Source organism: Amycolatopsis sp. NPDC051903 (assembly GCF_044452505.1).
Lineage (GTDB): Bacteria > Actinomycetota > Actinomycetes > Mycobacteriales > Pseudonocardiaceae > Amycolatopsis.
Genome location: NZ_JBITBT010000023.1, coordinates 60,556 through 85,609, shown reverse-complemented (window position 1 = coordinate 85,609; position 25,054 = coordinate 60,556). Strand labels below are relative to the sequence as shown.

The 25,054-nt window shown below is 71.9% G+C and carries 25 protein-coding genes; 16 read left to right on the top strand and 9 right to left on the bottom strand.

Features of this window, described 5'->3' with window-relative positions; all coding sequences use genetic code 11:
* Positions 1-1,287: a DUF58 domain-containing protein gene (locus tag ACIA77_RS34670; RefSeq protein ID WP_395890271.1), complete on the top strand. Its 1,287-nt coding sequence runs from the start codon at positions 1-3 to the stop codon at positions 1,285-1,287.
* Here ACIA77_RS34670 and ACIA77_RS34665 read toward each other — a convergent pair.
* A complete protein-coding gene (locus tag ACIA77_RS34665; protein WP_395890270.1) occupies positions 1,284-2,288 on the bottom strand; it encodes a stage II sporulation protein M in 1,005 nt (334 codons plus the stop codon). The genes ACIA77_RS34670 and ACIA77_RS34665 overlap by 4 nt on opposite strands.
* A gap of 151 nt (positions 2,289-2,439) precedes the next feature.
* Here ACIA77_RS34665 and ACIA77_RS34660 point away from each other — a divergent pair, with 151 nt between their 5' ends.
* The 12 genes from ACIA77_RS34660 to ACIA77_RS34605 all read left to right on the top strand — a co-directional run bounded on the left by ACIA77_RS34660 (position 2,440) and on the right by ACIA77_RS34605 (position 16,412).
* Positions 2,440-3,444 (top strand): RDD family protein, encoded by a 1,005-nt coding sequence (locus tag ACIA77_RS34660; protein WP_395890269.1) that lies wholly within the window; start codon positions 2,440-2,442, stop codon positions 3,442-3,444.
* Between the two features lie 12 nt (positions 3,445-3,456).
* Positions 3,457-4,125, top strand: a complete 669-nt coding sequence (locus ACIA77_RS34655) for a DUF2207 domain-containing protein (protein ID WP_395890268.1) — start codon at positions 3,457-3,459, stop codon at positions 4,123-4,125.
* On the top strand, positions 4,118-5,632 hold the full coding sequence (locus ACIA77_RS34650) for a DUF2207 family protein (protein WP_395890267.1): 1,515 nt from the start codon (positions 4,118-4,120) through the stop codon (positions 5,630-5,632). The genes ACIA77_RS34655 and ACIA77_RS34650 overlap by 8 nt, the downstream gene beginning before the upstream one ends.
* A 9-nt stretch (positions 5,633-5,641) precedes the next feature.
* Positions 5,642-6,937: a M16 family metallopeptidase gene (locus ACIA77_RS34645; protein WP_395890266.1), complete on the top strand. Its 1,296-nt coding sequence runs from the start codon at positions 5,642-5,644 to the stop codon at positions 6,935-6,937.
* Entirely contained in the window at positions 6,934-8,325 is a 1,392-nt protein-coding gene (locus ACIA77_RS34640) for a M16 family metallopeptidase (RefSeq protein ID WP_395890265.1), read from the top strand. Before ACIA77_RS34645 ends, ACIA77_RS34640 begins: the two co-directional genes overlap by 4 nt.
* Positions 8,325-9,332: an NAD(+) diphosphatase gene (gene nudC, locus ACIA77_RS34635; RefSeq protein WP_395890264.1), complete on the top strand. Its 1,008-nt coding sequence runs from the start codon at positions 8,325-8,327 to the stop codon at positions 9,330-9,332. The genes ACIA77_RS34640 and nudC overlap by 1 nt, the downstream gene beginning before the upstream one ends.
* 253 nt (positions 9,333-9,585) lie before the next feature.
* Positions 9,586-10,827, top strand: coding sequence for an ROK family transcriptional regulator (locus ACIA77_RS34630; RefSeq protein WP_395890333.1), 1,242 nt, complete (start codon positions 9,586-9,588; stop codon positions 10,825-10,827).
* A gap of 22 nt (positions 10,828-10,849) precedes the next feature.
* A complete protein-coding gene (locus ACIA77_RS34625) occupies positions 10,850-12,226 on the top strand; it encodes an extracellular solute-binding protein (protein ID WP_395890263.1) in 1,377 nt (458 codons plus the stop codon).
* Positions 12,223-13,206, top strand: a complete 984-nt coding sequence (locus ACIA77_RS34620) for a carbohydrate ABC transporter permease (protein WP_395890262.1) — start codon at positions 12,223-12,225, stop codon at positions 13,204-13,206. Before ACIA77_RS34625 ends, ACIA77_RS34620 begins: the two co-directional genes overlap by 4 nt.
* Before the next feature lie 70 nt (positions 13,207-13,276).
* Positions 13,277-14,161, top strand: a complete 885-nt coding sequence (locus ACIA77_RS34615) for a carbohydrate ABC transporter permease (protein WP_395890261.1) — start codon at positions 13,277-13,279, stop codon at positions 14,159-14,161.
* Complete coding sequence (locus ACIA77_RS34610; protein ID WP_395890260.1) at positions 14,158-15,423, top strand: 6-phospho-beta-glucosidase; 1,266 nt, start codon at positions 14,158-14,160, stop codon at positions 15,421-15,423. Before ACIA77_RS34615 ends, ACIA77_RS34610 begins: the two co-directional genes overlap by 4 nt.
* Entirely contained in the window at positions 15,420-16,412 is a 993-nt protein-coding gene (locus tag ACIA77_RS34605) for an N-acetylglucosamine kinase (RefSeq protein ID WP_395890259.1), read from the top strand. The genes ACIA77_RS34610 and ACIA77_RS34605 overlap by 4 nt, the downstream gene beginning before the upstream one ends.
* Positions 16,413-16,459: 47 nt before the next feature.
* Here ACIA77_RS34605 and ACIA77_RS34600 read toward each other — a convergent pair whose 3' ends face one another.
* The 3 genes from ACIA77_RS34600 to ACIA77_RS34590 form a co-directional block, all read right to left on the bottom strand.
* Positions 16,460-16,972, bottom strand: a complete 513-nt coding sequence (locus ACIA77_RS34600; protein ID WP_395890258.1) for an SRPBCC domain-containing protein — start codon at positions 16,970-16,972, stop codon at positions 16,460-16,462.
* Complete coding sequence (locus tag ACIA77_RS34595) at positions 16,969-17,295, bottom strand: ArsR/SmtB family transcription factor (RefSeq protein ID WP_395890257.1); 327 nt, start codon at positions 17,293-17,295, stop codon at positions 16,969-16,971. The genes ACIA77_RS34600 and ACIA77_RS34595 overlap by 4 nt, the downstream gene beginning before the upstream one ends.
* 70 nt (positions 17,296-17,365) lie before the next feature.
* Complete coding sequence (locus ACIA77_RS34590) at positions 17,366-18,277, bottom strand: AraC family transcriptional regulator (RefSeq protein ID WP_395890256.1); 912 nt, start codon at positions 18,275-18,277, stop codon at positions 17,366-17,368.
* Positions 18,278-18,370: 93 nt separating this feature from the next.
* On the opposite strand from ACIA77_RS34590, the gene ACIA77_RS34585 reads away from it, so the two are divergent.
* Entirely contained in the window at positions 18,371-19,357 is a 987-nt protein-coding gene (locus tag ACIA77_RS34585) for an aldo/keto reductase (protein WP_395890255.1), read from the top strand.
* On the opposite strand, the gene ACIA77_RS34580 is transcribed toward ACIA77_RS34585, so the two are convergent.
* Together ACIA77_RS34580 and ACIA77_RS34575 are read right to left on the bottom strand one after the other, a co-directional pair.
* Complete coding sequence (locus tag ACIA77_RS34580; RefSeq protein WP_395890254.1) at positions 19,354-20,721, bottom strand: gluconate:H+ symporter; 1,368 nt, start codon at positions 20,719-20,721, stop codon at positions 19,354-19,356. The genes ACIA77_RS34585 and ACIA77_RS34580 overlap by 4 nt on opposite strands.
* Entirely contained in the window at positions 20,718-21,212 is a 495-nt protein-coding gene (locus ACIA77_RS34575) for a gluconokinase (protein WP_395890253.1), read from the bottom strand. Before ACIA77_RS34575 ends, ACIA77_RS34580 begins: the two co-directional genes overlap by 4 nt.
* Positions 21,213-21,308: 96 nt before the next feature.
* Between ACIA77_RS34575 and ACIA77_RS34570 the strand changes: the two genes are divergently transcribed.
* Positions 21,309-22,019: a FadR/GntR family transcriptional regulator gene (locus ACIA77_RS34570; RefSeq protein ID WP_395890252.1), complete on the top strand. Its 711-nt coding sequence runs from the start codon at positions 21,309-21,311 to the stop codon at positions 22,017-22,019.
* Between the two features lie 49 nt (positions 22,020-22,068).
* Positions 22,069-22,965 carry a cobalamin biosynthesis protein gene (locus ACIA77_RS34565; RefSeq protein WP_395890251.1) on the top strand — a complete coding sequence of 299 codons (897 nt, stop codon included), beginning with the start codon at positions 22,069-22,071 and terminating at the stop codon, positions 22,963-22,965.
* On the opposite strand, the gene ACIA77_RS34560 is transcribed toward ACIA77_RS34565, so the two are convergent.
* The 3 genes from ACIA77_RS34560 to ACIA77_RS34550 form a co-directional block, all read right to left on the bottom strand.
* A complete protein-coding gene (locus tag ACIA77_RS34560) occupies positions 22,962-23,576 on the bottom strand; it encodes an FMN-binding negative transcriptional regulator (RefSeq protein ID WP_395890250.1) in 615 nt (204 codons plus the stop codon). The genes ACIA77_RS34565 and ACIA77_RS34560 overlap by 4 nt on opposite strands.
* Before the next feature lie 68 nt (positions 23,577-23,644).
* Positions 23,645-24,481, bottom strand: coding sequence for an SURF1 family protein (locus ACIA77_RS34555; RefSeq protein ID WP_395890249.1), 837 nt, complete (start codon positions 24,479-24,481; stop codon positions 23,645-23,647).
* A 79-nt stretch (positions 24,482-24,560) separates the two neighbouring features.
* Positions 24,561-25,022, bottom strand: coding sequence for a low molecular weight protein-tyrosine-phosphatase (locus ACIA77_RS34550; RefSeq protein WP_395890248.1), 462 nt, complete (start codon positions 25,020-25,022; stop codon positions 24,561-24,563).
* Positions 25,023-25,054: the final 32 nt, after the last annotated feature.

The window sequence follows — 25,054 nt, the reverse complement described above, 5'->3', positions numbered from 1 at the left end:
GTGGCACTCACCGGGCGGCTCGGGCTGCTGGCGCTGCTGGGGGCGCTGGTGGTCGGGCTGCTGTTCCCGTCCACCGCCGGCGTGCTCGGTGTCGGCGCGGTGCTGCTCGTGCTGGTGGCCCTCGACGTCGCGCTGGCCGGCAGCGTCCGCGCGCTGCGGTTTTCGCGCAGTGGCACCACTTCCGTGCGCCTCGGTGAGCCGGCCGAGGTCACGCTGACCGTCACGAACCCGGGCCGGCGCACCGTGCGCGGCCTGCTGCGCGACGCGTGGCCGCCGAGCGCCGTCGCCGGCGACCGGCACCGCATTGCGGTTCCGGCGGGGGAGCGGCGCACCGTCACCACGCCCATGCTCCCCACCCGCCGCGGCGACCGGCGGGCGTTCCGCGTGACCGTGCGCGCCGTCGGTCCCCTCGGCCTGGCGGCGCGGCAGGGTTCGCACGAGGTGCCGTGGTCGGTGCGGGTGCTGCCGCCGTTCCACAGCCGCAAGCACCTGCCGTCGCGGCTCGCGCGGCTGCAGCAGCTCGACGGCCGCAGCGCCGTGATGATCCGCGGGCAGGGCACCGAATTCGACTCGCTGCGCGAGTACGTCGTCGGCGACGACGTGCGCTCCATCGACTGGCGCGCCACCGCCCGCGCGGCCGACGTGATGGTCCGCACCTGGCGCCCCGAACGCGACCGCCACGTGGTGCTGGTCCTCGACACGGGCCGCGTTTCCGCCGGCCGCGTCGGCGACGCGCCCCGGCTCGACGCGGCCATGGACGCCGCGCTGCTGCTCGCCGCACTGGCCTCCCGCGCGGGTGATCGCGTCGATCTGCTCGCGTACGACCGCCAGGTGCGGGCCGCGGTTCCGAGCTCACCGGCGTTGTTGCCCGCCTTGGTGAACGCCATGGCGCCGCTCGAACCGTCGCTGGTCGAGACGGACGCGCGCGGCATGGTCGCCGAGGTCCTGCGGCGCTCCCGCCGCCGCGCGCTCGTGGTCCTGCTGACCGGCCTCGACCCGGCGCCGCTGGAGGAGGGGCTGTTCCCCGTGCTGACGTCGCTGACCTCCCGGCACCACGTCATCGTGGCTTCCGTGGCCGATCCCCGCGTCGCCGAAATGGCCGCCGCCCGCGGCGACGCGGAGTCCGTCTACGACGCGGCCGCGGCCGAACGGACCCTCGCCGAACGGGCTTCCGCCACCGCCCGCCTGTCCCGCCGCGGGGTCGACGTGGTGGACGCCGTGCCGGAAGACCTGCCCCCGGCGTTGGCCGACCGCTACTTGGCGCTGAAAGCCGCGGGGCGGCTCTAACCCGCTTCGGGCAGCGCGTCGCCGGTGTACCGCCGGTCCAGGTCGCCGAGTTCGCCGTCGCGGGCGGCGCGGCGGCCGAGCGTGAAGACGTAGGTCAGGAACAGCAGTTCGACGACCACGCCGATGCCGATGCGCACCCACGTCGGCCAGCCCGACGGCGTCACGAACGCCTCGATCACGCCCGACACCAGCAGCACGCACGCCAGCCCCAGCGCGATCACCACCACCGACCGGCCCTGCTCGGCCAGCGCGGCGCTGCGCGAGCGCCGCCCGGGGTCGATCACGGTCCAGCCGAGCTTCAGCCCCGTGCCGGCGGCGATGAACACGGCCGTGAGCTCCAGCAGGCCGTGGGGCAGCAGCAGGCCGAGCAGCACGTCGCCGCGGCCGGCCGAGGACATCAGGCCGATGGCGATGCCGGCGTTGAGCGAGTTGAGCCACAGCGCGCTGATCACGGGCAACCCGAGCGCGACGCCGAGGAACAGGCAGGTCGCCGCGACCCACGCGTTGTTCGTCCACACCTTGGCGGCGAACGAGCTCGCCGGGCCGGTCGAGTAGTACGTCTCGTACTGGCCGCCGGGGGCCGTCATCGCCTTGACCTCGTCGGGGGAGATCAGCGAAGCGCGCACGGAGTCGTCGCCCGCGATCCACACGCCGAGCACGGCCATCAGGGCCACCGACACCAGCGCGGCCGGGATCCACCAGCGCCGGCTCAGGTACACCGCGGCGGGGAAGCGGCGCGTGAAGAACAGCGCAACTTCGCGCCACGCGGGACTGTGCGAACCCGTCACCGCGGAGCGGGCCCGCGCCACGAGCGCCGACAGCCGGGCCAGCAGTGCGGGGTCGGGCGCCGTCGAGCGGATGATCGACAGGTGCGTGGCCGTGCGCTGGTAGAGCGTCACGAGCTCGTCGGTTTCGGCGCCGGACAGCTTCCGCTGCCGTACGAGCTCGCCGAGCCGCGCCCACTCCGAGCCGTGCGCCGCGACGAAGACGTCGACGTCCACCCGATCACCTCCTGGAACCCCAGCCTAGGGCTCACTGCGCCGTCCGTTGCCGAACGGGCCACAGCCACGGCGGAAAACGTTGCGCCGTGCGCGCGGCGCTCGGTTCGGGTGTCCGCCTCCGTTCGGCCGGACCGGCAACTAGGCTTGCCCGGTGCAGGAAGAGTCCGATCTGGTCACCGGCGAGGCCGTCGTCCTCGACCTGCGGGTGGCCAAGCTCGCCAGCCGCGGCGTCGCGATGATCCTCGACGTTCTGGTGCAGGCCGCGTTCCTGCTGATCGTCGTGGTGGTCGTCGCCGTCGCCGCGCCCGACCTCGACCCGGCGCTGTCGGTCGCGTTGCTGCTCACGGTGTTCGTGCTCGTCGTGATCGGCTATCCCGTGCTGTTCGAGACGCTCAGCCGCGGCCGCTCGCTCGGCAAGCTCGCGCTCGGCCTGCGCGTGGTCCGGCTCGACGGCGGGCCCATCCGCTTCCGCCACGCCCTCACCCGCGCGCTCGCCGGGTTCTTCGTGGACTTCTGGGCGCTCGGCTTCCTCGGCGCGGTGGCCGTGATCGTGTCGCTGAGCTCCTCGAACGGCCGTCGCGTCGGCGACTACCTCGCCGGCACGCTCGTGATCCGCGAACGCGTGCCGCGCAGCGCGCAGGCGTACGTCGCGATGCCGCCGGGGCTCGAGGGCTGGGCCGCGCAGCTCGACCTCAGCCGCCTGCCCGACGACCTGGCCCTGGCCGCCCGCCAGTTCCTCGCCCGGTTCCACGAACTGCGGCCCGACGCCGCCGAAGCGCTCGGGCACGGGCTCGCCCAGCAGGTGGCGTACGCGATCGGCGCCGCGGTGCCCTACGGGATGCCGGCGTGGGTGTTCCTGTCGGCGGTGCTGGCCGAACGCCGCAACCGCGACCAGGCGCGGCTCGCGCAGCAGGTGTACGCGGGCGCGCAGGCACCGCAGCCGGGGTATCAGCAGCGGCCGGCCTACCAAGCGCCGCCGGGGCAGTACGCGGACCAGAGGCCTGGGCCGGCCTCGCACCAGCCGCCGCCGTCGTACCCGCAACCCGCGCAGCCCCCGTACCAGCCGCCGCCCCCGCCGCAGCAGGGCAACGGCGTGGCCCCCGAGCAGCAGACCCGGCCGCCGGAGCCGGAGAACCCCTTCACCCCGCCGAGCTGAGCTGAGCCATCCGTGCTGATCGCCCTGGCCCTCGGCGTGACCACCACCGCCACCGCCCAGCCCGACGGGTCCGTCACGGTCGTCGAACGCGTGACGATCACGGCCCCGGCCACGCACCGGATCGCGTTGCGCGTACCGGTCACCGACGACGAAAACCGCGTGTACACCGTCCGCGACGCCCGGGTAACCGGCGCCGGTCACCTCGCCGAGGACGCCGGCGGCGTCACCGCCAGCTACACCGGTGACGCCACCCTGACGTACACAGTGGACGGTGCGGTCGCCGCCGGCGGCCAGGTCCGGTGGCCCGTCACCGGCGGCTGGGACCAGGACCTCACCACGCTCACCGCCCGGCTGCGGGCGCCGGGCATCTCCACAGTGGACTGCTTCGCCGGCGCCGTCGGCTCGGCGCGGCACTGCACGTTCTCCGAACTGGGCGCCGACGGCGTCGCCACCGTCGAACAGGACGGTCTCCGGGGCGGCGACCGCGTCGACCTCGTGGTGCAGGTCCCGCCGGGCGCGCTGGCCGGGAACGCCCGGTTCGTCCCGGTCTCGCCGGTCGCCGATTTCCTGAAGGGGCCCGGAATCCCGCTCGTCGCCCTGGTCGTGCTGCTGGCCGGCGCCGCGGCCACCTGGCTGCAGCGCCGACGTGGAACCCGGCAGCGGGTGCTGGCCCGTGCGTAGGCTCGCCGTCCTCCTCGCGATTCCGGCGCTCGTCTTCACCGCCACGCCCGCGCAGGCGCAGGACCTGCCCGGGTTGCCGCAGAGCGCCGAAGTCACCCTCAAGCTGCAGCGCGACGGCAGCCTGTCCGTCATCGAGGCCGTGTCGGTCCCGGCCGGCACGACGATGACCCGCACCCTCCCGCTGCGCACCTCCGCCGACGGCGCCCACGACCGCGTGCTCACCGTGCGCGACCTGAGCATCGAGGGCGCCGGCACCGCCGACACCACCGAAGACCAGGTCAGCTTCGACCTGCGCGGCGGCACCTCGATCGTGCGCTACACGGTCGACGGCGTGGTCGGGCGGACGCTCGGCGTCGAGCACGTGACGTGGGACGTCGCCGCCGGCTGGGACACCCGGCTCGAACTCCTGCGCGCCACCTTCGCCGCACCGAACCTGCCCGACGCGCTCACCTGCCTCGCCGGCCCGCCCGGCTCCGCCACACCGTGCGGCGCCGCGCAGCTCGACCACTCGGGGCTCACGCGCGTCTCGGTGTCGAAGCTGGCCCCGGGCGATCGCGTGGAGCTCACCGCGGAGTTGCCCGCCGGCACCGTGCCCGCGAACGAGCACCTGGTGCCCGCGAGCACCGTGGCCGGCGCGTTCCTCGTGACGACCCCGGTCGTGGCCGCGTGGCTCGCGCTGGCGGTGCTGCTGCTCGCCGGGATCGCGCTGCTGGTCGTGCTGCGCCGCCGGGACCGCGCGGCCGCGTTGCCCGTGCAGCTCGAGGTGGACGGGCACTTCTCGTCGCCGCAAGGCGTGCTGCCCGGCCACGTCGGCGTGCTGCTCACCGGCCGCGCCGACGCGGTCGACGCCGCCGCGACCGTGCTCGACCTCTGCGTCCGCAACTACCTCTGGGTCACCGACGGGCCGACCCTGCACCGCCGCAACCCGCCGGATGAGCAGCTGACCCCGTTCGAGCGCGCGGTCTACGAAACGGTCGTGCCGGGGGAGTCGGCGCGCCTCGCCCCGTTCACGGTCGACGCCGATCCGCACGCTGACGCCGTGGACCGCGGCTGGCTCTCGCGTCGCCCGGCGCAGCTGACCCGGGCGGGGCTGCGCGGCTGCTGCTACGGGGTTTTCCTCACCGTCCTGCTTTCTTTCACCGTCGGCTACGCCCAGCTCGGCCTCGTCCTGCTGGCCGCCGGAGCCGCGCTCGCCTTGGGCGCGTCGTGGCTGCCGCCGCGCACGCCCAACGGCACCTACCTGCGCGATCAGCTCCTCGGTCTGCGCGCCGAACTGCTCGCCGCGGAACCCGCCGACGACCTGCTCTTCGCCCGCGCGCTCCCGTACGCGCTCGCGCTGGACGTGCCGGCCCCGGCGCGTTCGCTGCAGGCGTACTGGTCGGATGCCGGCGACGACGCCGCCCGCACCAGGGCGTTCACCGCGGCGCTGGTGGCGGCCGCCGGAGGGGCACGACACCACGTGGGAGCGGTACCACCAGTCGAGCCACGCGCCGCCGCCTCTGCGTAGGGTGGGGGCATGGCCGATCCCGAGCTTCACCGTTTCACGATTGACAACGGTCTGCGCGTGGTGCTCGCCCCGGACCCGACCGCGCCGGTTGTCGGGGTCAGCGTGCACTACGACGTGGGCTTCCGTTCCGAGCCGGAGGGGTTGACGGGCTTCGCGCACCTCTTCGAGCACCTGATGTTCCAGGGCAGTGAAAGCCTGGAGAAGCTGGCCCACTTCCGCCACGTGCAGTCGAGCGGCGGGACCTTCAACGGGTCCACCCACCCCGATTACACCGACTACTACGAGGTGCTGCCCTCGGCGGCCCTCGAGCGCGCGCTGTTCCTCGAAGCCGACCGCATGCGCGCGCCGAAGCTGACCGCGGAGAACCTGGCGAACCAGATCGAGGTCGTCAAGGAGGAGATCCGCCTCAACGTGCGCAACCGGCCCTACGGCGGGTTCCCCTGGATCCTCCTGCCGCCGGTGCTGTACTCGACGTTCGCGAACGCGCACGACGGCTACGGGGCGTTCGAAGACCTCGAAGGCGCGACGCTCGACGACTGCGCGGCGTTCTTCGACACGTACTACTCGCCGGCCAACGCGGTGCTCACCGTCGCCGGCGATTTCGAGGTGGAGAACGCGAAAGCGCTGATCCAGAAGCACTTCGGCGACGTGCCGCACCGGCCGGCGCCGAACCGCCCGTCGTTCGCGGAACCGCTGCCGACGACCGAGCTGCACGGCGAGCACGAGGACCCGCACGCGCCGCTGCCCGCGCTCGCCGTGGGCTACCGCATGCCCGACCCCGTCAACGACCTCGACGGTTACCTCGCGTACCTCGTGCTGGCCGGCGTTCTCACCGACGGTGACGGCTCCCGCCTCCAGCAGCGCCTCGTGCACCGCGAGCCGCTGGTCGTCGACATCGGCGCCGGCGCCGGGCTGTTCGGCCCGTTCGAGGCGCGCGACCCCGACACGTTCACGATCACCGCGATCCACCCGCCGGACGTGGCGCGCGAGCGCGTGCTGGCCGCGCTCGACGAGGAGCTCGAGAAGCTCGCGTCGACGCCGCCGGACGAGCAGGAGCTGAAGAAGGTGACGGCCCGCTGGGCCGCGAGCCTGCACTCGGAACACGACCGGCTGGTGTCGCGCACGCTGGCGTTCGGCGCGTTCGAGCTGCTGTACGGCGACGCGTCGCTGATGCACCGGCTGGCCGACCGCATGTCGGCGGTCACCGGTGAAGCCGTGTCGGCCGCGGCGAAGGCGCTGCGCCCGGACGCGCGCGCCGTGCTCGTCGTGAAGCCCGCCAACTCCGAAGGGATGGACGAGCAGTGACCTCGGCTACGCACCGCAGTGCGGAGGAGATCGGCCGCACCGCCGCCGGCCCGCGCGCGCTGCCCGCACTGGGTGAGCAGCGCGCCGCCGCCGAACTGTCCCACGTGGACACGACGCTGAGCAACGGCCTGCGCGTGCTGGCCGTGCGCAAGGCTTCCGTGCCGCTCGTGGAGGTGCGGCTGTGGATCCCGTTCGCGGGGGACGACAAGCTGCACCCGGCCACGGCGGAGGTCCTGGCCGAGACGCTGCTGACCGGCACGGCGAAGCGCGACCGCGTGGAGATCGACGCCGAACTGGCCCTGATCGGTGGTGACCTCGGCGCGGGCGTGGACCCGGAACGGTTGTACGTCAACGGTTCCGCGCTGTCCGACGGCCTCCCGACGCTGCTCGACGTGCTCGGCGACGTGCTCACCGGCGCCACCTACGGCGACACCGAGGTGATCCGCGAACGCGAGCGGCTGATCGAGCGCATCGCGGTGTCGCGGACGCAGCCGCGCACGATCGCGCGCGAGGCGCTGCAGAAGCACCGCTACGGCGACCACCCGGTGACCCGCGAGGTCCCGGAGGCGGCCGACGTCGCCGTGGTCACCCCGGAGCAGGTGCGGGCGCTGCACGCGGCTTCGGTGCTGCCGCGCGGTTCCGTGCTCGTGGTGGCCGGCGACATCGACCCGCAGGCCGTGCCGGCCGAGCTGGAGCGCGCGCTCGGCGGCTGGGCCTCGGACCGCTCCGCCGTGGTGCTCCCGGCGCTGCCGGAGCTGGCCGGCGGTTCCGTGCTGCTGGTGCCGCGCGCCGGCGCCGTGCAGTCGCAGATCCGCCTCTCGGCGCAGACGGTGACGCGCACCGACCCGCGGTACCCGGCGCTGCAGCTGGCGAACCTGGCGTTCGGCGGGTACTTCTCGTCGCGGCTGGTCGAGAACATCCGCGAGGACAAGGGGTACACCTACGGCGCTCACTCGGGGTTCGAGTTCACCGGGCAGAACGCCGTGGTGAACGTCGACGCCGACACCGCCAACGAGGTGACCGCGGCGGCGCTGCTGGAGACCCGCTACGAACTGGGCCGTCTCGCGCTCGTACCGCCGACGGCCGAAGAGGTCGAATCGGTGCGCCAGTACGCGATCGGCTCGCTGGTCACGTCGACCTCGTCGCAGTCGGGCCTGGCCGGGCAGCTGCTGGCGCTGGCGTCCACGGGCCTCGGCGTCGAGTGGCTGCAGGAGCACCCGGCGCGGCTGGCGGCGGTCACGGAGGAGCAGGTTGCCCAGGCGGCGCTGGACTTCTTCGCGCCCAAGCGGTTCACCGGCGTGGTCGTCGGTGACGCCGAGGTGCTGGCGCCGAAGCTGACCGCGCTGGGCGAGGTGACCGTCGGGTCCGAGCCGGGCGAGCCGGCCTGATGACCGTCCCGTTCGCACTCGGTGCCCTGCCGACGCTGTCGCGGTCCACTGTGGACCGGCAGGAGGCGTTGCGCACCAACCCGGAGCGGCTCCTCGAGAAGTGGTCCGAGGCCCGCGTCGTGCTGCTCGACGACGCGGGCCGCACCCCGGTCTCCGAGGGCGGTTCGGCGCTGGCCACCCGCAAGGCCGTCGACTTCGGCTCGGAACCCCCGGCCGACGCGGTGTTCCTCGGCGAGTGGGAGGACACGGACTACTGGTCGCTGCCCGGCCGCGCCGAGGGCGACGCGGACACCGTGAAGATGGCCGGCAGCTGGGGTGTCGTCGAAGAAGTGCCCCGCGTGGACGGCGAGATCTGGGTCGAGCTGCGCGGTTACGGCGATCAGCTGGACGACACGTCGGCCGGCTTGTTCACCACCGCGCAGGCGCTGCGCCACTGGCGGCGCCAGGCCCGTTTCTGCACCCGCGACGGCTCGCCCACGAACCTGGTCCACTTCGGCTGGGCCAGCAAGTGCGAGGCCAAGGGCCACGAGGAGTACCCCCGCACCGACCCGGCGGTGATCTGCCTGGTCCACGACGAAGACGGGGTCAACGGGTCCCACGTGCTGCTGGCGCGCCAGCCGATCTGGCCCCCCGGCCGCTACTCGGTGCTCGCCGGCTTCGTCGAAGCCGGCGAATCCCTGGAGGGCTGCGTCTCCCGCGAGATCGGCGAGGAGGTGGGGGTCGACGTGACGGACATCCGCTACCTCGGCAGCCAGCCGTGGCCGTTCCCGCGCTCGATCATGCTGGGCTTCACCGCCCGGGCGTCCCGTTCGCAGCCGCTGGTGCCCGCGGACGGCGAGATCGAAGAAGCGCTGTGGGTCTCGCGAGCCGAATTGCGGGAGGCCTTCCGCAACAGCGGCACCGACGTCTCCACCCCGATCGCGGACGGCGCGGCGCAGATCCTGCTGCCTGGCAACTCGTCGATCGCCCGCGTGATGCTGAAGGCGTGGGCCGACGCCGAGGAGTGACTTTTCGCAGGTGATGAGGGCCCTTCCCGTTGCGGGGAGGGCCTTCGTCGTTTCCGGGTGCTCCGTTCGGAGCGGCACCGTGTGCGCACGACCGGCTACGCAGCGCGCTGCCGGAAACCTCCGCGACGCCAAGCGTTACCCGCTCGTTCCACGCACCCATTGACGCGATGTGGCCTCGCTCACTACAGTCGCCCGAAACCGTCTGTAAAGTATCCTAATTAAGGGGCCGCGAGTGCGCGCCGGAAGCCCGAGGATGTTGCGCGAGATCAACGACCGCGCGGCCATCGAGGCGTTGCTGCGCAGCGGGCCGCTCACGCGGGGCGAACTCGAAGTGGTCATCGGGCTGTCGAAGCCGGCGACGGCGCAGCTGCTGACGCGCCTGGAGCAGGACAACCTGGTGGGCAAGGCGGGTGAGCGCGCGGGCGGCGGGCGTGGACCGCGCGCGCAGTTGTGGGCCGTGAACGGCAGCCTCGCGCACGTCGCCGCCGTGGACCTCACGCCGCACGTCGCGGACTTCGTGATCGCCGACGTGGCGGGCACGGTCGGCGCGGAGTACCAAGTGCGGCTGCCCGTCCACGAAAACGCCGACGTGATCGGCACCTTCGGCAAGGCGCTCAAGCACGTCACCCGGAAAGCCGGCCTCGAGCTCGGCGACCTGGCCCACGTCGTCATCGGCGCGCAGGGCGCGTTCGACCCGCGCACCGGTCTGCTGTCCTCCGCGCCGCACATCCCCGGCTGGCTCGGGTTCGACGTCCCCGCGAAACTCAGCGAAGAGCTCGGCATCGCCGTGACCATCGAGAACGACGTGAACCTCGTGGCCGTCGAGGAGATGACGGCCGGGAAGGCCCAGGACGTCGACGACTTCGTGATGGTCTGGCTCTCGGATGGCGTCGGTGGCGCCGTCGTCATCGGGCGGCGGCTGCTGCGCGGTGCGACCGGCGGCGGGGGCGAGATCGACTGGATGCGCGTCCCCGATCCGGCCACTGTGGACACCGGCGACCGCTGGCCCGAGGCCGGCGCGCGGTTCGGCAACCTCGTCGACTCGCCGGGCCTCACGCGGCTGGCGAAGGCCCACGGCCTCGCCGCCGAGACCGGCCCCGCCGCCGTCGCCGAGGCGAGAAGCCAAGGCCACCAAGCGTTTCTCGACGACGTCGCCCGCCGCGTCGCCGGGGGACTGGCGAGCCTGGTCGCCGTCGCCGACCCGCAGCTCATCCTGCTGTCGGGCGACACCAGCCGGGCCGGTGGCGAGGAGTTCGCCGCCACCGTCGCCGAGCAGCTGCACGCGCTCGTCCTGCCGCGCACGCCCGTCGCGCTGGCTTCGGTGCAGGGCAACGCCGTGCGGGCGGGCGCGTTGCAGTCCGCGCTCGCCACCGCCCGTGAAGACGTCTTCGGCGTCGTCACCCCCACGCTCCGCGGGTCGCGCCGACCCCCGGAGGGCACAGCGGGAGCGCCTTCCGCGGCACTCCCGAGCTCAGCCCCGTCCCCGACCGAGTAACCACCCCACGAGGAGGAGGGTCATGGCCCCCACGACCCGCGTCCGCAGGATCGCGCGAAGGCGCGGTTCTCTGCTGCTGTCCGCCGCGGCGGCCGCCACGCTGCTGGTGACCACGGCCTGCGGCGCGGCCGCGCCGAGCGGCTCGGGCGACGCCGCGGCGCCGCCGAACAAGGACGACAAGCTCACCCTCACCGTCTACAGCAAGTTCACCGATCGCGAGTACGGCGTCGTCACGGCCGCGCTGAACAAGCTGAAGGCCAAGTACCCCAACATCACGATCAACCACGAGGGCAACCAGGACGACGACAAGCTCACGCAGTCGATCCGCGGCGGCAACCCGCCCGACGTGGCCATCTCCTTCTACACCGACAACCTCGGCGCCTGGTGCTCCACCGGCAGCTTCCAGGACCTCAAGCCCTACCTCGACCGCGACAAGATCGACGTGAACCAGATCCCCGAAGCGGTTCGCAACTACACGTCGTACCAGGGCAAGCGCTGCGCCATGCCGATGCTCGCCGACGTCTACGGCCTCTACTACAACAAGGACATGTTCGCGGCGCACGGCATCAGCTCGCCGCCGAAGACCACGACCGAGCTGTTCGAGGACGCCAAGAAGCTCACCGAGTTCAACGCCGACGGCTCGATCAAGACGATGGGCTTCATCCCGTCGATGCCGTTCTACGCCAACCAGGCGCAGTACTGGGCCCCGAACTTCGGCGCGCAGTTCATCGGTCCGGACGGCAAGTCGTCGATCTCGTCCAGCCCCGGCTGGAAGGCGATGTTCGAGTTCCAGAAGAAGCTCATCGACTTCTACGGCGGCCACGACAAGGTCGAGAAGTTCAAGGCCGGCCTCGGTGACGAGTACTCCGCCGACAACGGCTTCCAGAAGGGCAAGCTGGCCATGATGTACGACGGTGAGTTCCGCACCGCGTTCGTCAAGGACCAGACCCCGACCCTGAACTACGCCACCGCGCCCGCCCCGGTGCTGGACAGCATGGCCGACCACTACGGCGCCGGCTTCGCCACCGGCACGATCATCGCGATCCCCAAGGGCGCCAAGAACCCCGGCGCCGCGTGGGAGCTGATCAAGCAGGTCACGCTCGACACCGACACGCTCGTGGACATGGCCAACGGCCTCAAGAACGTGCCCAGCACCACCGCATCGCTCACCTCGCCGAAGCTCGACGTGCCGCCGCAGTTCAAGACCTTCCTCGACATCTACGGCAGCGGCAAGCTGGTCGCCAACCCGTCGACGCCGATCGGCGACGCGTTCCTCAAGGCGGTCAACGACTTCGCCGAGAAGTGGCAGGCCGGTTCCGTGCCGGATCTCGACGCCGGCCTGAAACAGGTCGACGCCCAGGTGAACGACGAACTGGCGCAGAAGGGCGCCGGCGGATGACGTCGGTACTCGAAGCCAAGACCCCGTCCGCACCCGCCAAGGTGCGGGCGGGGTCGGCCCGGGCCAAGCGCCGTCGCACGGTGTTCTACTTCATGGCACCGGCGACACTGGGGTTTCTGATCTTCTTCGGGTACCCGCTCATCGCCACCGTCTACTACTCGTTCACCCGCTACGACCTGATCAACCCTCCACAGTGGATCGGCTTCGACAACTACGTGCGCATGTTCACCAGCGAGCCGCTGGTGAAGACCGCCGCGTACAACACGTTGTGGCTCGTGATCGTGCTGACGATCTGCCGGGTGCTGTTCTCGCTCGGGGTCGCGTCGGTGATCTCGCGGCTGAAGTCGGGTGTCGGCCTGGTCCGCACGCTGTGCTACCTGCCCACGCTCGCCCCGCCGGCCGCGGCGACGCTCGCGTTCGTCTTCGTGTTCAACCCGCAGTTCGGCCCGGTGAACCGGTTCCTGCACCTCGTCGGCGTCGACGGCGGGTTGTGGTTCAACAGCCCCGCGATGGCGAAGCCGTCGCTCACCCTGCTGGCGCTGTGGGGTTCGGGCGAACTGATGATCATCATCCTCGCGGCGCTGCTCGACGTGCCGGTCGAACAGTACGAGGCGGCCGAACTCGACGGCGCCGGCCCGATCCGCCGGTTCTGGCACGTGACGCTGCCGTCGATCTCGCCGGTGCTGTTGTTCGGCGTGGTCAACTCGATGATCTACGCGCTGCAGTTCTTCACCCAGGCGATCGTCGCCGCGTCCGCTTCGGCGGGCACGGCCGACGTGGCCGGCAACTCGAAGCTCATCGGCGCGCCGGAGAACTCGACGCTGACCTACCCGATCTGGTTGTACGTGCAGGGTTTCCGCTACTTCAACATGGGCTACGCGGCGGCGATGGCCGTGCTGTTGTTCATCGTGTCCGCCGGGTTCACGTGGGTTCTCGTGCGGCAGTTGCGCAAGAGCCAACACCAGGAGGAGGGGGCATGAACATACACTCGCGCCAGCCTGTTCATGGCCCCGACCGGGTGCGGGTGTCCCGCAAGAACGGAGTGGGCGCATGACCACCATTTCGGCTCCCGCGCCGGCTCCGGCGCCACCGCGGGTGCGGTTCAGGCGCCGCTGGGACAAGCGGCTCGGGTTCATCGCGACCCACGCGATCGGGATCGCGCTCGGTGTGATCTTCGTGCTGCCGTTGCTGTTCGTGTTCCTGACCGCGGTGATGAAGAGCGACCAGGCGATGTCGTCGAGCCTGTGGCCCACGGAGTGGCACTTCGAGAACTTCGTCGAGGTGTTCCGCCGCGCGCCGCTGCTGGAGTACTTCGGCAACAGCCTGCTCTACTCGGCGCTGGCGACCGTCGGCGCGCTCGTTTCGGCCATCCCCGCGGCCTACGGGCTGGCGAAGCTGAAGTGGCGCGGCCAGAACCTGTTCTTCATGCTCACGGTGGCCGCGATGATGCTGCCGCCGCAGGTCACGGTCGTGCCGCTGTACGACCTGTGGGTGCGGATGGGGCTCACCGGCACCCTCGTTCCGCTGATCGTGCCGTACTTCTTCTTCGACGCGTTCTCGATCTTCCTGCTGCGCCAGTTTTTCCTCACCATCCCCAAGGATTACCTGGAGGCGGCGAAGATCGACGGCTGCACCGAGTTCCGGGCCATGACGAGGGTGCTGCTGCCCATGGCCAAACCGGGGATCGCGGCCACCGCGATGTTCTGTTTCCTGTTCACCTGGAACGACTACTTCGGACCGCTGCTCTACACCGGCGAGAACCAGGAGCACTGGCCGCTGTCGCTGGCCATCGCCTCGTTCCGCGGTATGCACCACGTGGAGTGGAACCTCACGATGGCCGCGACCGCGCTGATCATGGCGCCGGTGATCGTGCTGTTCGTGTTCGCGCAGAAGTCGTTCGTCAAGGGCATCACGTTCACGGGAGTCAAGGGATGAAGCTGGCAGTCGTCGGTGGCGGGTCCACCTACACGCCGGAGCTGGTCGACGGCATCGCCGGGCGGCGGTCCACGTTGGACGTCGACGAGATCGTGCTGATCGACCCCGACGCCTACCGCGTGGAGACGGTCGGCGGGTTCAGCCAGCGGTTGCTCGACCACGCCGGGCACCCGGCCCGCGTGCGCACCACCGCGAGCCTCGAAGAGGGCGTCGACGGCGCGTCGGCCGTGCTCATCCAGCTGCGCGTGGGCGGGCAGAAGGCGCGCGCGTCCGACGAGACGTTCCCGCACGTCTGCGGTTGCCTCGGCCAGGAGACGACGGGCGCGGGCGGGCTCGCGAAGGCGTTGCGGACGGTGCCGGTGGTGCTCGACATCGCCGAGCGGGTGCGCAAGGTCGCGGGTGCCGACACGTGGATCGTGAACTTCACCAACCCCGTCGGCATCGTCACGCGCGCGCTGCTGCAGGAGGGTCACCGCGCGGTCGGGCTGTGCAACGTCGCGATCAACCTGCAGCGCAAGTTCGCGAAGCTGCTGGGTGCTTCGACCGAGGCCGTGCGGCTCGTCCACACCGGACTCAACCACCTGAGCTGGGAACGCGGTGTGCTCGTCGACGGCGTCGACCGGCTGCCCGAGCTGCTGCAGCGCCACGCCGAGTACCTGGGTGCGGAGGTGACCGCGCCCGTCGAGTGGCTGCGGCGGATGAACGCCGTGCCGTCGTACTACCTGAAGTACTACTACGCGCACGACGCGCAGGTGGCCAAGCAGCTCACGGAACGGCCCCGCGCCGAGGTCGTGAGCGACGTCGAGGAGGAGCTGCTCAAGATCTACCTCGACCCGGAGCAGGTCACCAAACCGGAGTCGCTCGAGAAGCGCGGCGGCGCCTACTACTCGGAAGCCGCGGTGCAGCTCGTGCACGCGCTCACCGGCGACGGGCCGGCCGAGGAGCACGTGGTGAACGTCCGCAACGACGGCACGTTCGGCTTCTTGCCGGACGACGCCGTGATCGAGGTGTCGTCCACTGTGGATTCTTCCGGGGCGCGGGCGATCCCGCAGCACGCGGTGGAGCCGCGGTTCGCCGGCCTGATCGCGGCGGTGACGGCGTACGAGTTCCTGGCGCTGGAAGCCGCGGTGAAGGGCGGGCGTGACCGCGTGGCCGACGCGCTGCTGGCCCACCCGCTGATCGGCCAGTACAGCAAGGCCGACCAGCTGGCGGACGAGCTCGTGGCCCGCAACCGCCACTTCCTGCCGTGGGCGAGCGCATGAGCGACCCGGCCGCTCCCGCCGTCGTGGCCATCGACGGGGGGAACAGCAAGACCGAGGTGCTCGTGGTGTCGCGCGAGGGTGCCGTGCTCGCCGAAGCGCGCGGCCCCGGCGCGTCGCCGCAGAACATCGGCGTCGCCGGGTGCGTCGCCGCATTGGAGACGTTGGTGCTGGCGGCGCTCACCTCGGCGGGCTTGCCCTCGACGCGGCCGTTCGGCGTCCACACGTCGGCTTACCTCGCGGGGCTCGACTTTCCCCGGGAGGAAGCCGCGCTGCACGAGGCGTTGTCCGCCCGCGGCTGGAGTTCGACCCTGCACGTGGGCAACGACGTGCTCGCCCTGCTGCGCGCCGGCAGCTCCGACGGCACGGGGGTGGCGGTGGTGTGCGGCGCCGGGATCAACGGCGCCGGCGTCGGCCCGGACGGGCGCGTGCGCCGCTTTCCCGCGCTGGGCAAGATCTCCGGCGACTGGGGCGGTGGCTACCGCCTCGGCGAGGAGGCCCTCTGGTGGGCGGTGCGCGCCGAGGACGGCCGTGGCCCGTCGACGGCGCTGCAGGCGGCGGTCAGCGGGTTCTTCGGGGTGCCGCGGGTGTTCGACGTCGTGCAGGGCCTGCACTTCAAGGAGATCGACTCCGCCCGGATCCACGGCTTGTGCCCGCTGCTGTTCGCCGTCGCCGCCGACGGGGACGAGGTCGCGCAGCAGGTCGTGACGCGGTTCGTGGAGGAGGTCAGCGTGTTCGCCGCGGTGATCCTGCGGCGGCTGGACCTGGCCGGGGGCGCGCCCGAGATCATCCTCGGCGGGGGAGTGCTGACGGGGGTCGGCCCCGCGGTGATCGCCGAGATCGAGCGGCGCTGCCTGAAGGTGGCGCCGCGGGCGGAGGTGCGGGTGGTCGACGTGAACCCCGTGGTCGGCGCCGCGCTGTTCGGGTTGGACGAACTGGGCGCCCCGGCGGCGGCCAAGGCCGCGCTGAAGGCGGCGACCCAGCGGAGCTGACGACGGCGGGCGGTGTCCCGTGTGGACACCGCCCGCCGCTGCCGCGGTCAGGCCGCCGCGATGCCCTTGCCGGTCTCCAGCACGGACTTGAGGTCCGACAGGACCCACGCCCAGCCGCCACCAGCGTTCTCGCCGGGGCCGGCGTCGACGTTCTCCTGCGAACCCGACACGAGGGCCTCGTGGCCGGGCGCACCGGTGACGTCGTGGGTCACCGTGAGTCTGGTGCCCGCGGTCTTGGTCTCCTCGATGTCGTAGGTCAGCGTGGTGTACGGCTCGGCGACGAGACTCGGGTCCATCAGCAGCTTCCACGTGATCACGAGCCGCCGGGGCGGGTCGGACTCCAGGACCTCGCCGTCGAGCAGGTCGCTGGTGAACCCGGCGTCGATGAACTCCTGCGTCGGCTTGGTGCGGTGCTTGCCGCCCCGGCGCAGGTCGAACTCGGCCAGGCCGGAGTACCCGTACTTCTGCGTCCACTCCGGCTTGGTGATCGCGTCCCAGATCGTCTGCGGCGTCGCGCGGATGTACACGCGGTTGACCTGCACGGTCTTCGTCTCGGTCATTTCGGTGGCTCCCTCTCCAGTTCGGCCTTCAGTTCCGTCAGCGCCGACACGTGGCGCTCGGTGTACTTGTCGATCCACCGGTCGTGGATCTCCCTGATGGGCACGGGATTCAGGAAGTGCCGCTTCTCCCGCCCCTCCTTCCGCGTGACGACCAGCCCGGCTTCCTCGAGCAGCTTCAGGTGCTTCATGACCCCGAACCGGGTCATGTCCACTTCGGACTCCAGCTCCGTCAGCGTCTGGCCGTCGTGCTCGAACAACCGGTCCAGCAGGAACCGGCGGGTGGGATCCGCCAGCGCCTTGAAGACCAGGTCGTCGTCGTGCACACGGCGAGAATAGGTGACCAAAAGGTCACATGTCAATCAGAACAGCGCCAGGTTGCGCCGTTTGTCCGAATCAGCGACTGCGTGTGCTCGCCGGGGAACGCCCGGTGACCCGCTTGAACGCCGCGCTGAACGCGCTTTCCGAGCCGTAGCCCCACCGCGCCGCGACGGCCGCCACGGTCCTGCCGTCGGCCAGCTCCCGGGCCGCCCCGGTCATGCGGCGGTGCAGCAGGTAGTCCATCGGCGCCAAGCCCACGAGGGCCTTGAAGCGGGTGGCGAACACCGTCCGCGACATCCCCGCCACGGCGGCCAGCCGCGCCACCGTCCACGCCTCGCCCGGGCGCCGGTGCATCGCCGTCAGCGCCGCGCCGACGGCGGGGTCGCGGAACGCGCCCAGCCAGCCCGGCGCATCGGCCGCGCCCAGGAGCGATCGCAAGACCTGCAGGGACAGGATCTGCGTCAAGTGCTCCCGCATGACGGTGCCACCGGGCTGCGCCGCGGAGGTCTCGAAGGCCAGCAGCCGCAGGGTCGAATTCAGCACCGCCGCCGTGTGGGCGTCCGCGATGCGGGCCGACGAACCCAGGTCCTCCAGCAGCACGGCCACGGCCGGGTCCGCGAAGTCCAGCGTGCCGCCGACCAGTGACGTGTCCGCGGCAGAACCCACCCGGCCGGCCGAACCCACGAACAGCGAGCGGCTCTCCACCGGCGGTACGTCGGGGGCGCTGGCCGTCACGTACGCGGCGTCGCGGCCGACGACGTAGCAGTCACCCGGCGCGAGCAGCACCGGCGCCGCGTCCTCCGGCACCAGCCACGCCGACCCGGCGGTCACGGTGATCACCTTCGCGTGCGCGGCGCCGCCGAAGCGCACCGCCCAGTCGCCGCCGGCCGTCAGCGACGCGGGGTCGGACGGGCGCATCGCCGCCATCGACAGCGCGTCCGACAGCGGGTCCGGACGATCCAGCACGAGCTCCGAACGTTCGCTCATGGTCCGCGGCCACCGCCCTTCCTAGCGTGGGAACAGTCAAGACCGAAAGGAATCACCGTGCAGTACCAACAACTCGGGGCCACCGGAACTTTCGTGTCCAGGATCGCACTGGGCACGATGACGTTCGGCGGTGCCGGCACCCCGCCGTGGGACGTGATCGGCGGCCTGGACCTGAAGGCGGCCGACGAGCTGGTCGGCATGGCCCTCGACGAAGGCGTGAACCTCGTCGACACCGCCGACATGTACGCGGGCGGGGAGACCGAGGAGTTCCTCGGCAAGATCCTCAAGGGCCGGCGCCGCGACGTCGTCCTCGCCACGAAGGCCTACTCCCGCATGGGACCCGGCCCCAACGACGTCGGCCTTTCCCGCGTGCACCTGATGAACGCGCTCGAAGACAGCCTGCGGCGCCTGGGCACCGACCACATCGACCTCTACCAGATCCACGCCCACGACCACCTGACGCCGATCGAGGAGACCCTCTCGGCCCTCGACGACGCCGTCCGCCAGGGCAAGGTCCGCTACGTCGGCGCGTCGAACACGTTCGCGTGGCAGCTCGCCCAGGCGCTGGGCGTGGCCGACCTGCGCGGCTACCCGCGGTTCGTCTCGCTCCAGGCCTACTACTCGCTCGTCGGCCGCGACCTCGAACGCGAGCTCTTGCCGCTGGTCCGCGACGCGAACCTCGGGCTGCTCGTCTACAGCCCGCTCGCCGGCGGTTTCCTGTCGGGCAAGTTCACCCGCGACGGCCACGACGCCTCCGCGCGCCGCGCCCAGGCCGACAACCCGCCGATCGACCGCGAACGCGGTTACGACATCGTCGACGTCCTGCGCAAGATCGCCGGGAAGCACGAAACGACCGTCGCGCGGACCGCGCTGGCCTGGGTGCTCGCGCAGCCGGGCGTCACCAGCGTGATCGTCGGCGCGAAGCGCCCCGCGCAGCTGCGGGAGAACCTCGCCGCCGTCGACGTCCGGCTGGACGAGGCGGACCTCGCCGAGCTGGACGCCGTCAGCGCGCTGCCGCTGGAGTACCCGGCCTGGACGCTGCGGGGCGCGTACCCGTACCGGACTCCGCAAGCCGGCTAGAGCAGCGCCCCCAGCGGCAGGATGAGGACGATCGCGACCACCGAGATCACGGTCTCCATCACCGACCAGGTCTTCAGAGTCTGCCCGACCGACATCCCGAAGTACTCCTTGACCAGCCAGAACCCGGCGTCGTTCACGTGCGACAGGAACAGCGAGCCGGCGCCGATGGCGAGGACCAGCAGGGCGTTGTGCGTCGGGTCGAGGGTCGCGGCCAGCGGGGCGACGATGCCCGCGGCGGACACGGTGGCCACGGTCGCGGAGCCGGTCGCGAGGCGGATCGCGACGGCGACGAGCCAGCCGAGCAGCAGCGGCGACAGGTGGGCGCCGGTGGAGAGGTTCGTGATCACGTCGCCGACACCGGCGTCCACCAGCGTCTGCTTGAAGCCACCGCCCGCGGCGACGATCAGCATGATGCCCGCGATCGGCGCGAGCGACTCGCTGATGATCGTCGACAGCTTCGTGCGGTGCAGCCCCGCCGGCCGGCCCAGGGTGACCATGCCGACGAGGACCGCGAGCAGCAGCGCCACCAGCGGGTCGCCGACGAAGTCGAGCACGCGGCGGACGGCGTTCTCCTTGCCCAGCAGGATGTCCGAGAGCGCCTTCAGCAGCATCAGCACCACGGGCAGCAGCACCGTCGTCAGCGTGATGCCGAAGCTGGGCCGGTGGTCGACCTCGGTGCTCTCCGACTCGGGCACGAGCCGTTTCGGCGGCTCCGCGGCCGGCACCCACCGCGAGGCGACGTGGCTGAACAGCGGGCCGGCGACGACCACCGTCGGGATGCCGACGAGCAGACCGAGTGCGAGCGTGATGCCGACGTTGGCGCCCAGCGCGCCCGCCGCGGCCAGCGGTCCGGGGTGCGGCGGGATCAGGCCGTGGAGCACCGACAGGCCGGCGAGCGCCGGGATGCCCAGCAGCAGCACGGGTTTCCCGCTGCGCTTGGCGACCAGCAGCACCACCGGGATCAGCATGACGAGGCCGATTTCGAAGAACATCGGCAACCCGATCAGCGCGGCCACCAGTGCCATCGCCCACGGCAGGCCCTTGCCGTGCACGCGCCCCAGGATCGTGTCGACGATCCGGTCCGCACCCCCGGAATCGGCCAGCAGCTTGCCGAGCATCGCGCCGAACGCGATGAGCAAGCCGACCGACGCGACCGTGCTGCCGACGCCGGTTTCGAAGCTCTTCAGCAGCTTGTCCACGGGCATGCCGGCGACGATGCCGAGCACGCCCGAACCGATCGTCAGCGCGAGCAGCGGGTGCAGCTTGAGCCGGCTGATCAGGATGACGATCACGGCGATGGCGAGCACCGTCGCGAAGATCAGGCGGGTGTCGTGGCCGGTCCAGCCGGCGGCGAGGGTGGTCATGCACGCTCCCGGAACGCGACGAGCGCCGCCTCGACGAGGTCGGCGGGAGGTTCGGTGATTTCGAGGACGAGGCCCGGCTCGTCGGGCTGCAGCGGTTCGAGGTCCGCGAGCTGGGAATCGAGCAGGGACACGGGAAAGAAGTGGCCTTCGCGGTTCTTGATGCGATCGGCAAGCAGGTCGCGCTCACCGTGCAGGTGCAGGAACCAGACCTTGCCGCCCTCGCGCAGTTCGTCGCGGTAGCGGCGCTTGAGCGCGGACGACGACACGACCCCGCCGCTCCGCTGGTGCCCGGCGATCCACTTCTCGATCGCCCGCAGCCACGGCTCGCGGTCCTCGTCCGTGAGCGGGTGCCCGGCGCTCATCTTCTCGATGTTGGCCTTCGGGTGGAACGCGTCGGCCTCGGCGTACTCGACGCCCAGCCGCTGCGCCAGCGCCTCGCCGACCGTCGTCTTGCCCGAGCCGGACACGCCCATCACGACGATGACGGTCATCCCGCACCTCCTTGTGTCCGGAAGAGTGAATCTCAAAAGTAGTACTTATTCAAGAAGAAGTACTACTTAATCGAATCAGCCCGGTAGGTTGGCGGGATGGGGAGCGGCCGGCACGAGGAAGTCCTCGACCTGCTGGGCGCCGCGATCGCCGACGGCGAGCTGGCGCCGGGCTCCGTGCTGCGCTCCGACGAGCTGCAGGAACGCTTCGGCGCCTCACGCACGGTCGCGCGCGAGGTCGTCCGCGTGCTCGAGACGATGGGGCTCACCACGAGCCGGCGCCGCGTCGGCGTGATCGTGCGCGATCCGGCCGACTGGAACCACTACGACCCGCGCCTGATCCGCTGGCAGCTCGACGGCGCGGGCCGCCCGGCGGCGCTGCGCACGCTCAACGAACTGCGTTCGGGCGTCGAACCGTCTGCCGCCCGGTTCGCGGCGCTGCGGGCGACGCCGGAAGACCGCGGCCGCCTGCGCGCGCTCGGCCGCCGGCTGGAGGAGACGGCGAAGGCGCGTGACCTCACCACGTTCCTCGGCCACGACATCGCGTTCCACGACCTGCTGCTCACCGCGTCGGGCAACCCGATGTTCGCGCAGCTGTCGTCGGTGGTCGCCGAGGTGCTGGCCGGGCGCACGTCCCACGGTCTGATGCCCCCGGAACCACAACCCGAAGCCGTCGCGCTGCACCTGGAAGTGGCCGCCGCCGTCGACGCCGGCGACGCGGACCGCGCCGAGTCCGCCATGCGCGCCATCGTGGACCAGGCACGCGACGAAATCGCCGCGGCGGTGTCGAGTAACCTCGGCGGGCAGTGAGCCGCTGATCCGCGGCCGAAAACACTTCCCCTTCCCCGGAGGGCTGCTGGTGAGCGCGGCGCGCGCGATCGGTTTGGTGCTGGGCCTGGCGGCCGACGGTGTGCTCGGCAACCCGCGGCGCCGTCCGCCCGTCACGGCGTTCCACCGGGTCGCCGGTTCCGGCCCGGCCGGCGTCGGGATCGCGGGCGCCGCGGTGGCGGCGGGCCTGCTCGCCGAACGCGCGGGCCGCGGGCGCCCGGTGGTGCAGGCGGCGGCCACGGCCGTCACGACGTGGGCGGTCGTCGGCGCGGCCGGCCTGGCGACGCAGGGCACGGAGCTCGCGCGCGACCTCGAAGAGGGGCGCCTCGAACCCGCGCGCGGCACACTGTCCGAATTGGACCCGCGCGTCGCGGACGGGCTCGGGATGATCGCGCTTTCCCGGGCGTCGGTGGAAACCCTGGCCGAGAACACGTCCGAAGTGGTCGTCGCGCCGCTGCTGTGGGGTGCCCTCGCGGGCGTGCCCGGGCTGCTCGCCTCGCGCACGATCAGCGTGCTCGCGCGCCGCTCCACGGGCCACTGGCTCGTCGTCCGGCTCGACGAGCTCGTCCACCTCGTGCCGACGCGCATCGCGGCCGCGCTCACGGTCCTGGCCGCGCCTGTCGTCGGCGGGTCCGCCGGCGGCGCGTGGCGCGCGTGGCGGCGCGACACGATCGCCCACCCGAGCCCGAACGCGGGCCGCGTGGAAGCCGCGTTCGCGGGCGCGCTGGAGATCCGCGTCGGCGGGCGCACGGTCTACCCGCACGGCGTGGTCGAGCTGCCGGTGCTGGGTGTCGGCCGGAACCCGGACGCCGGGCACGTGACGCGGGCCGTGGAGCTGTCGCGCGTGGTCGGCTGGCTCGCGGGTGCGACGTCGGTGGTCGTAGCCGTGCTCGTCGGCGCCCGGCGGCGCCGGACCAGGAAGGCTTAAGACCTGCGCTGCAGGTGCCCCAGCGCGGCGGCGTCCAGCGGCCCGCCGCGGGCCGCCAGCTTGCCCGAGATCCGCTCCCGGTCGGCGGGGGTCTTGTTGCCGCCGTACTTGAACTTCGCCTGCACCGACGTCACGGTCAGCTCGATCCCGCGGATGCCCGGCAGCAGCCGCCGGTCCGGTGCGTCGACGGACGAGACCGGCGTCCGGCCGCCGCCCGGTTCGAAGTGGCCCAGCTGCCGGTTGAGCAGCGCGGCCTTCTCCGCCGGGTCGTCGACCAGCCGGACGTCGCAGGCCAGCTGGGCCGAGGCGTAGTACGACGTGGGCACGCCCAGCGCGGGGTCATCGGCAGTGTTCCAGTCCGACGGGATGTAGGTGTCCTCGCCGATCACCGTGAGCAGGGCCCGCGGGTGCTCTTCCAGCAACGGCCAGATCGGGTTGGGCCGCGCGAGGTGCAGCCAGACCGTGGCTTCGCCGTCGAAGAGGAAGTGCGTCGGGACGACCACCGGCAGGTCGCGGCCCCGGCCGCCGGCCACGAGCTGGCCGAAGTCGTGGTCCTTCAGCCACTGCCGCCATTCCGCGTCGTCCCCGGCGTCCCAAGGGTGGATCAGCATGTCCCCGAGTATCCGTCGGGCAAGTGGCTACGCAGAAGGGCCAATTCCCGGCGAAAACAGGTGGCCACTCAGGCGGTCGGGGTGAACTCGTCCTCTTCTTCGTCCTCGGCCAGCATCTCGGCCACGGACTTGCGCCGCGTGCGCTCCGGCTGCTCCGCGGTCAGCGCGCCACCCGGCTTGAGCTCCCGGATCGTGAAGTACAGCCAGCCGAGGATCGCCATGCTGCCGAAGGCCAGCCACTGCAGCGCGTACGAGAAGAACGGCCCCGAGTCCAGCTGCGGCAGCGGCAGCGCGCCGAGCACGCCGGGCTGGTTCTGGTCGAGCTGGAAGTAGCCGGGCCGGATCGTCAGCCCGGACGCGCGCGCCACCACCTGCGAGTCGACGACGTAGCTCTGCAGCTTGCCCTTCGTCGACGCGTCGGAGAACGCGTCGCGGTGCTTCGGGTCGACCTCGTCGCTGCGCACGCGCGCGACCACGGTGACCTGGCCGCCGGGCGCGGCGGCGTAGGGGAGCACGCCGGACTGGTCGTCGAGCCGCACGTAACCGCGGTCGACCAGGTAGACGGTGCCGTCGGTCGCGCGCAGCGGCGTGAGGACCTCGTACGCGCCTTCGCCCTGCACGGTCCGCAGCCGTGCGACGACCTCGGCCGAGGGCAGGTACGTGCCCGTGAGCGAGACGAGGTGCCATTCGGTGTTCTGGTTCGGCTTCGCCCCACCCGGCAGCAGCTGCGTCACGGGCACCGGCTGCGCGGTGAACGACGCGGTCAGCGCGTTGTTCTGGGCCGACTGCTCGGCGTCGCGCCGGAACTGCCACGGCGCGAGGAGGGTGTAGCAGCAGACGGCGAAGGTGAACACCACCACCGTCAGTGCCAGCCAGCCGGGCCGGAGCAGAAACCGCAACCGCACGCCTCCACGTTAGGCCGTCACCGTCGCGGGGTGCGCGGCGACCTGTCCCACCTGTGATTTCGTGCGGGACAAACCGGCGCTAACCGTGCGCGCGGACCCATTCGAGCAGCCCCGGCACCGCGCGTTCGATCATCGCCAGGACGTCCTCGAACCCGTCGCCGTCGCCGTAGTACGGGTCGGGCACCTCGGCGCCGACCTTGGCGGTCGGGTCGAACTCGCGCAGCAGCCGCACGCGCGCGGGGTCCTCGACGCGGGCGCGCAGGAAGTCCAGGTGGCCCTCGTCGGCGGCGAGCAGCAGATCGGCTTCGAGGTCGGCGTCGTTGACCTGCGACGCGACGTGCTGCGTCGGGTAGCCGTGGGCCTTGAGCGTGGCCTGCGCCCGCCGGTCCGCGGGCTCACCCGCGTGCCACGGCCCGGTCCCCGCGCTGGAGACCGTCACGGAGTCCTCGAGGCCGGCCTCGGCGAGCTTGGCGCGGAACACGAGCTCCGCCATCGGGGAGCGGCAGATGTTGCCGGAGCAGACGAACACGACGTGCGACACGGTGGGCAGTCTCGCAGAACGGGCGTGGGAGG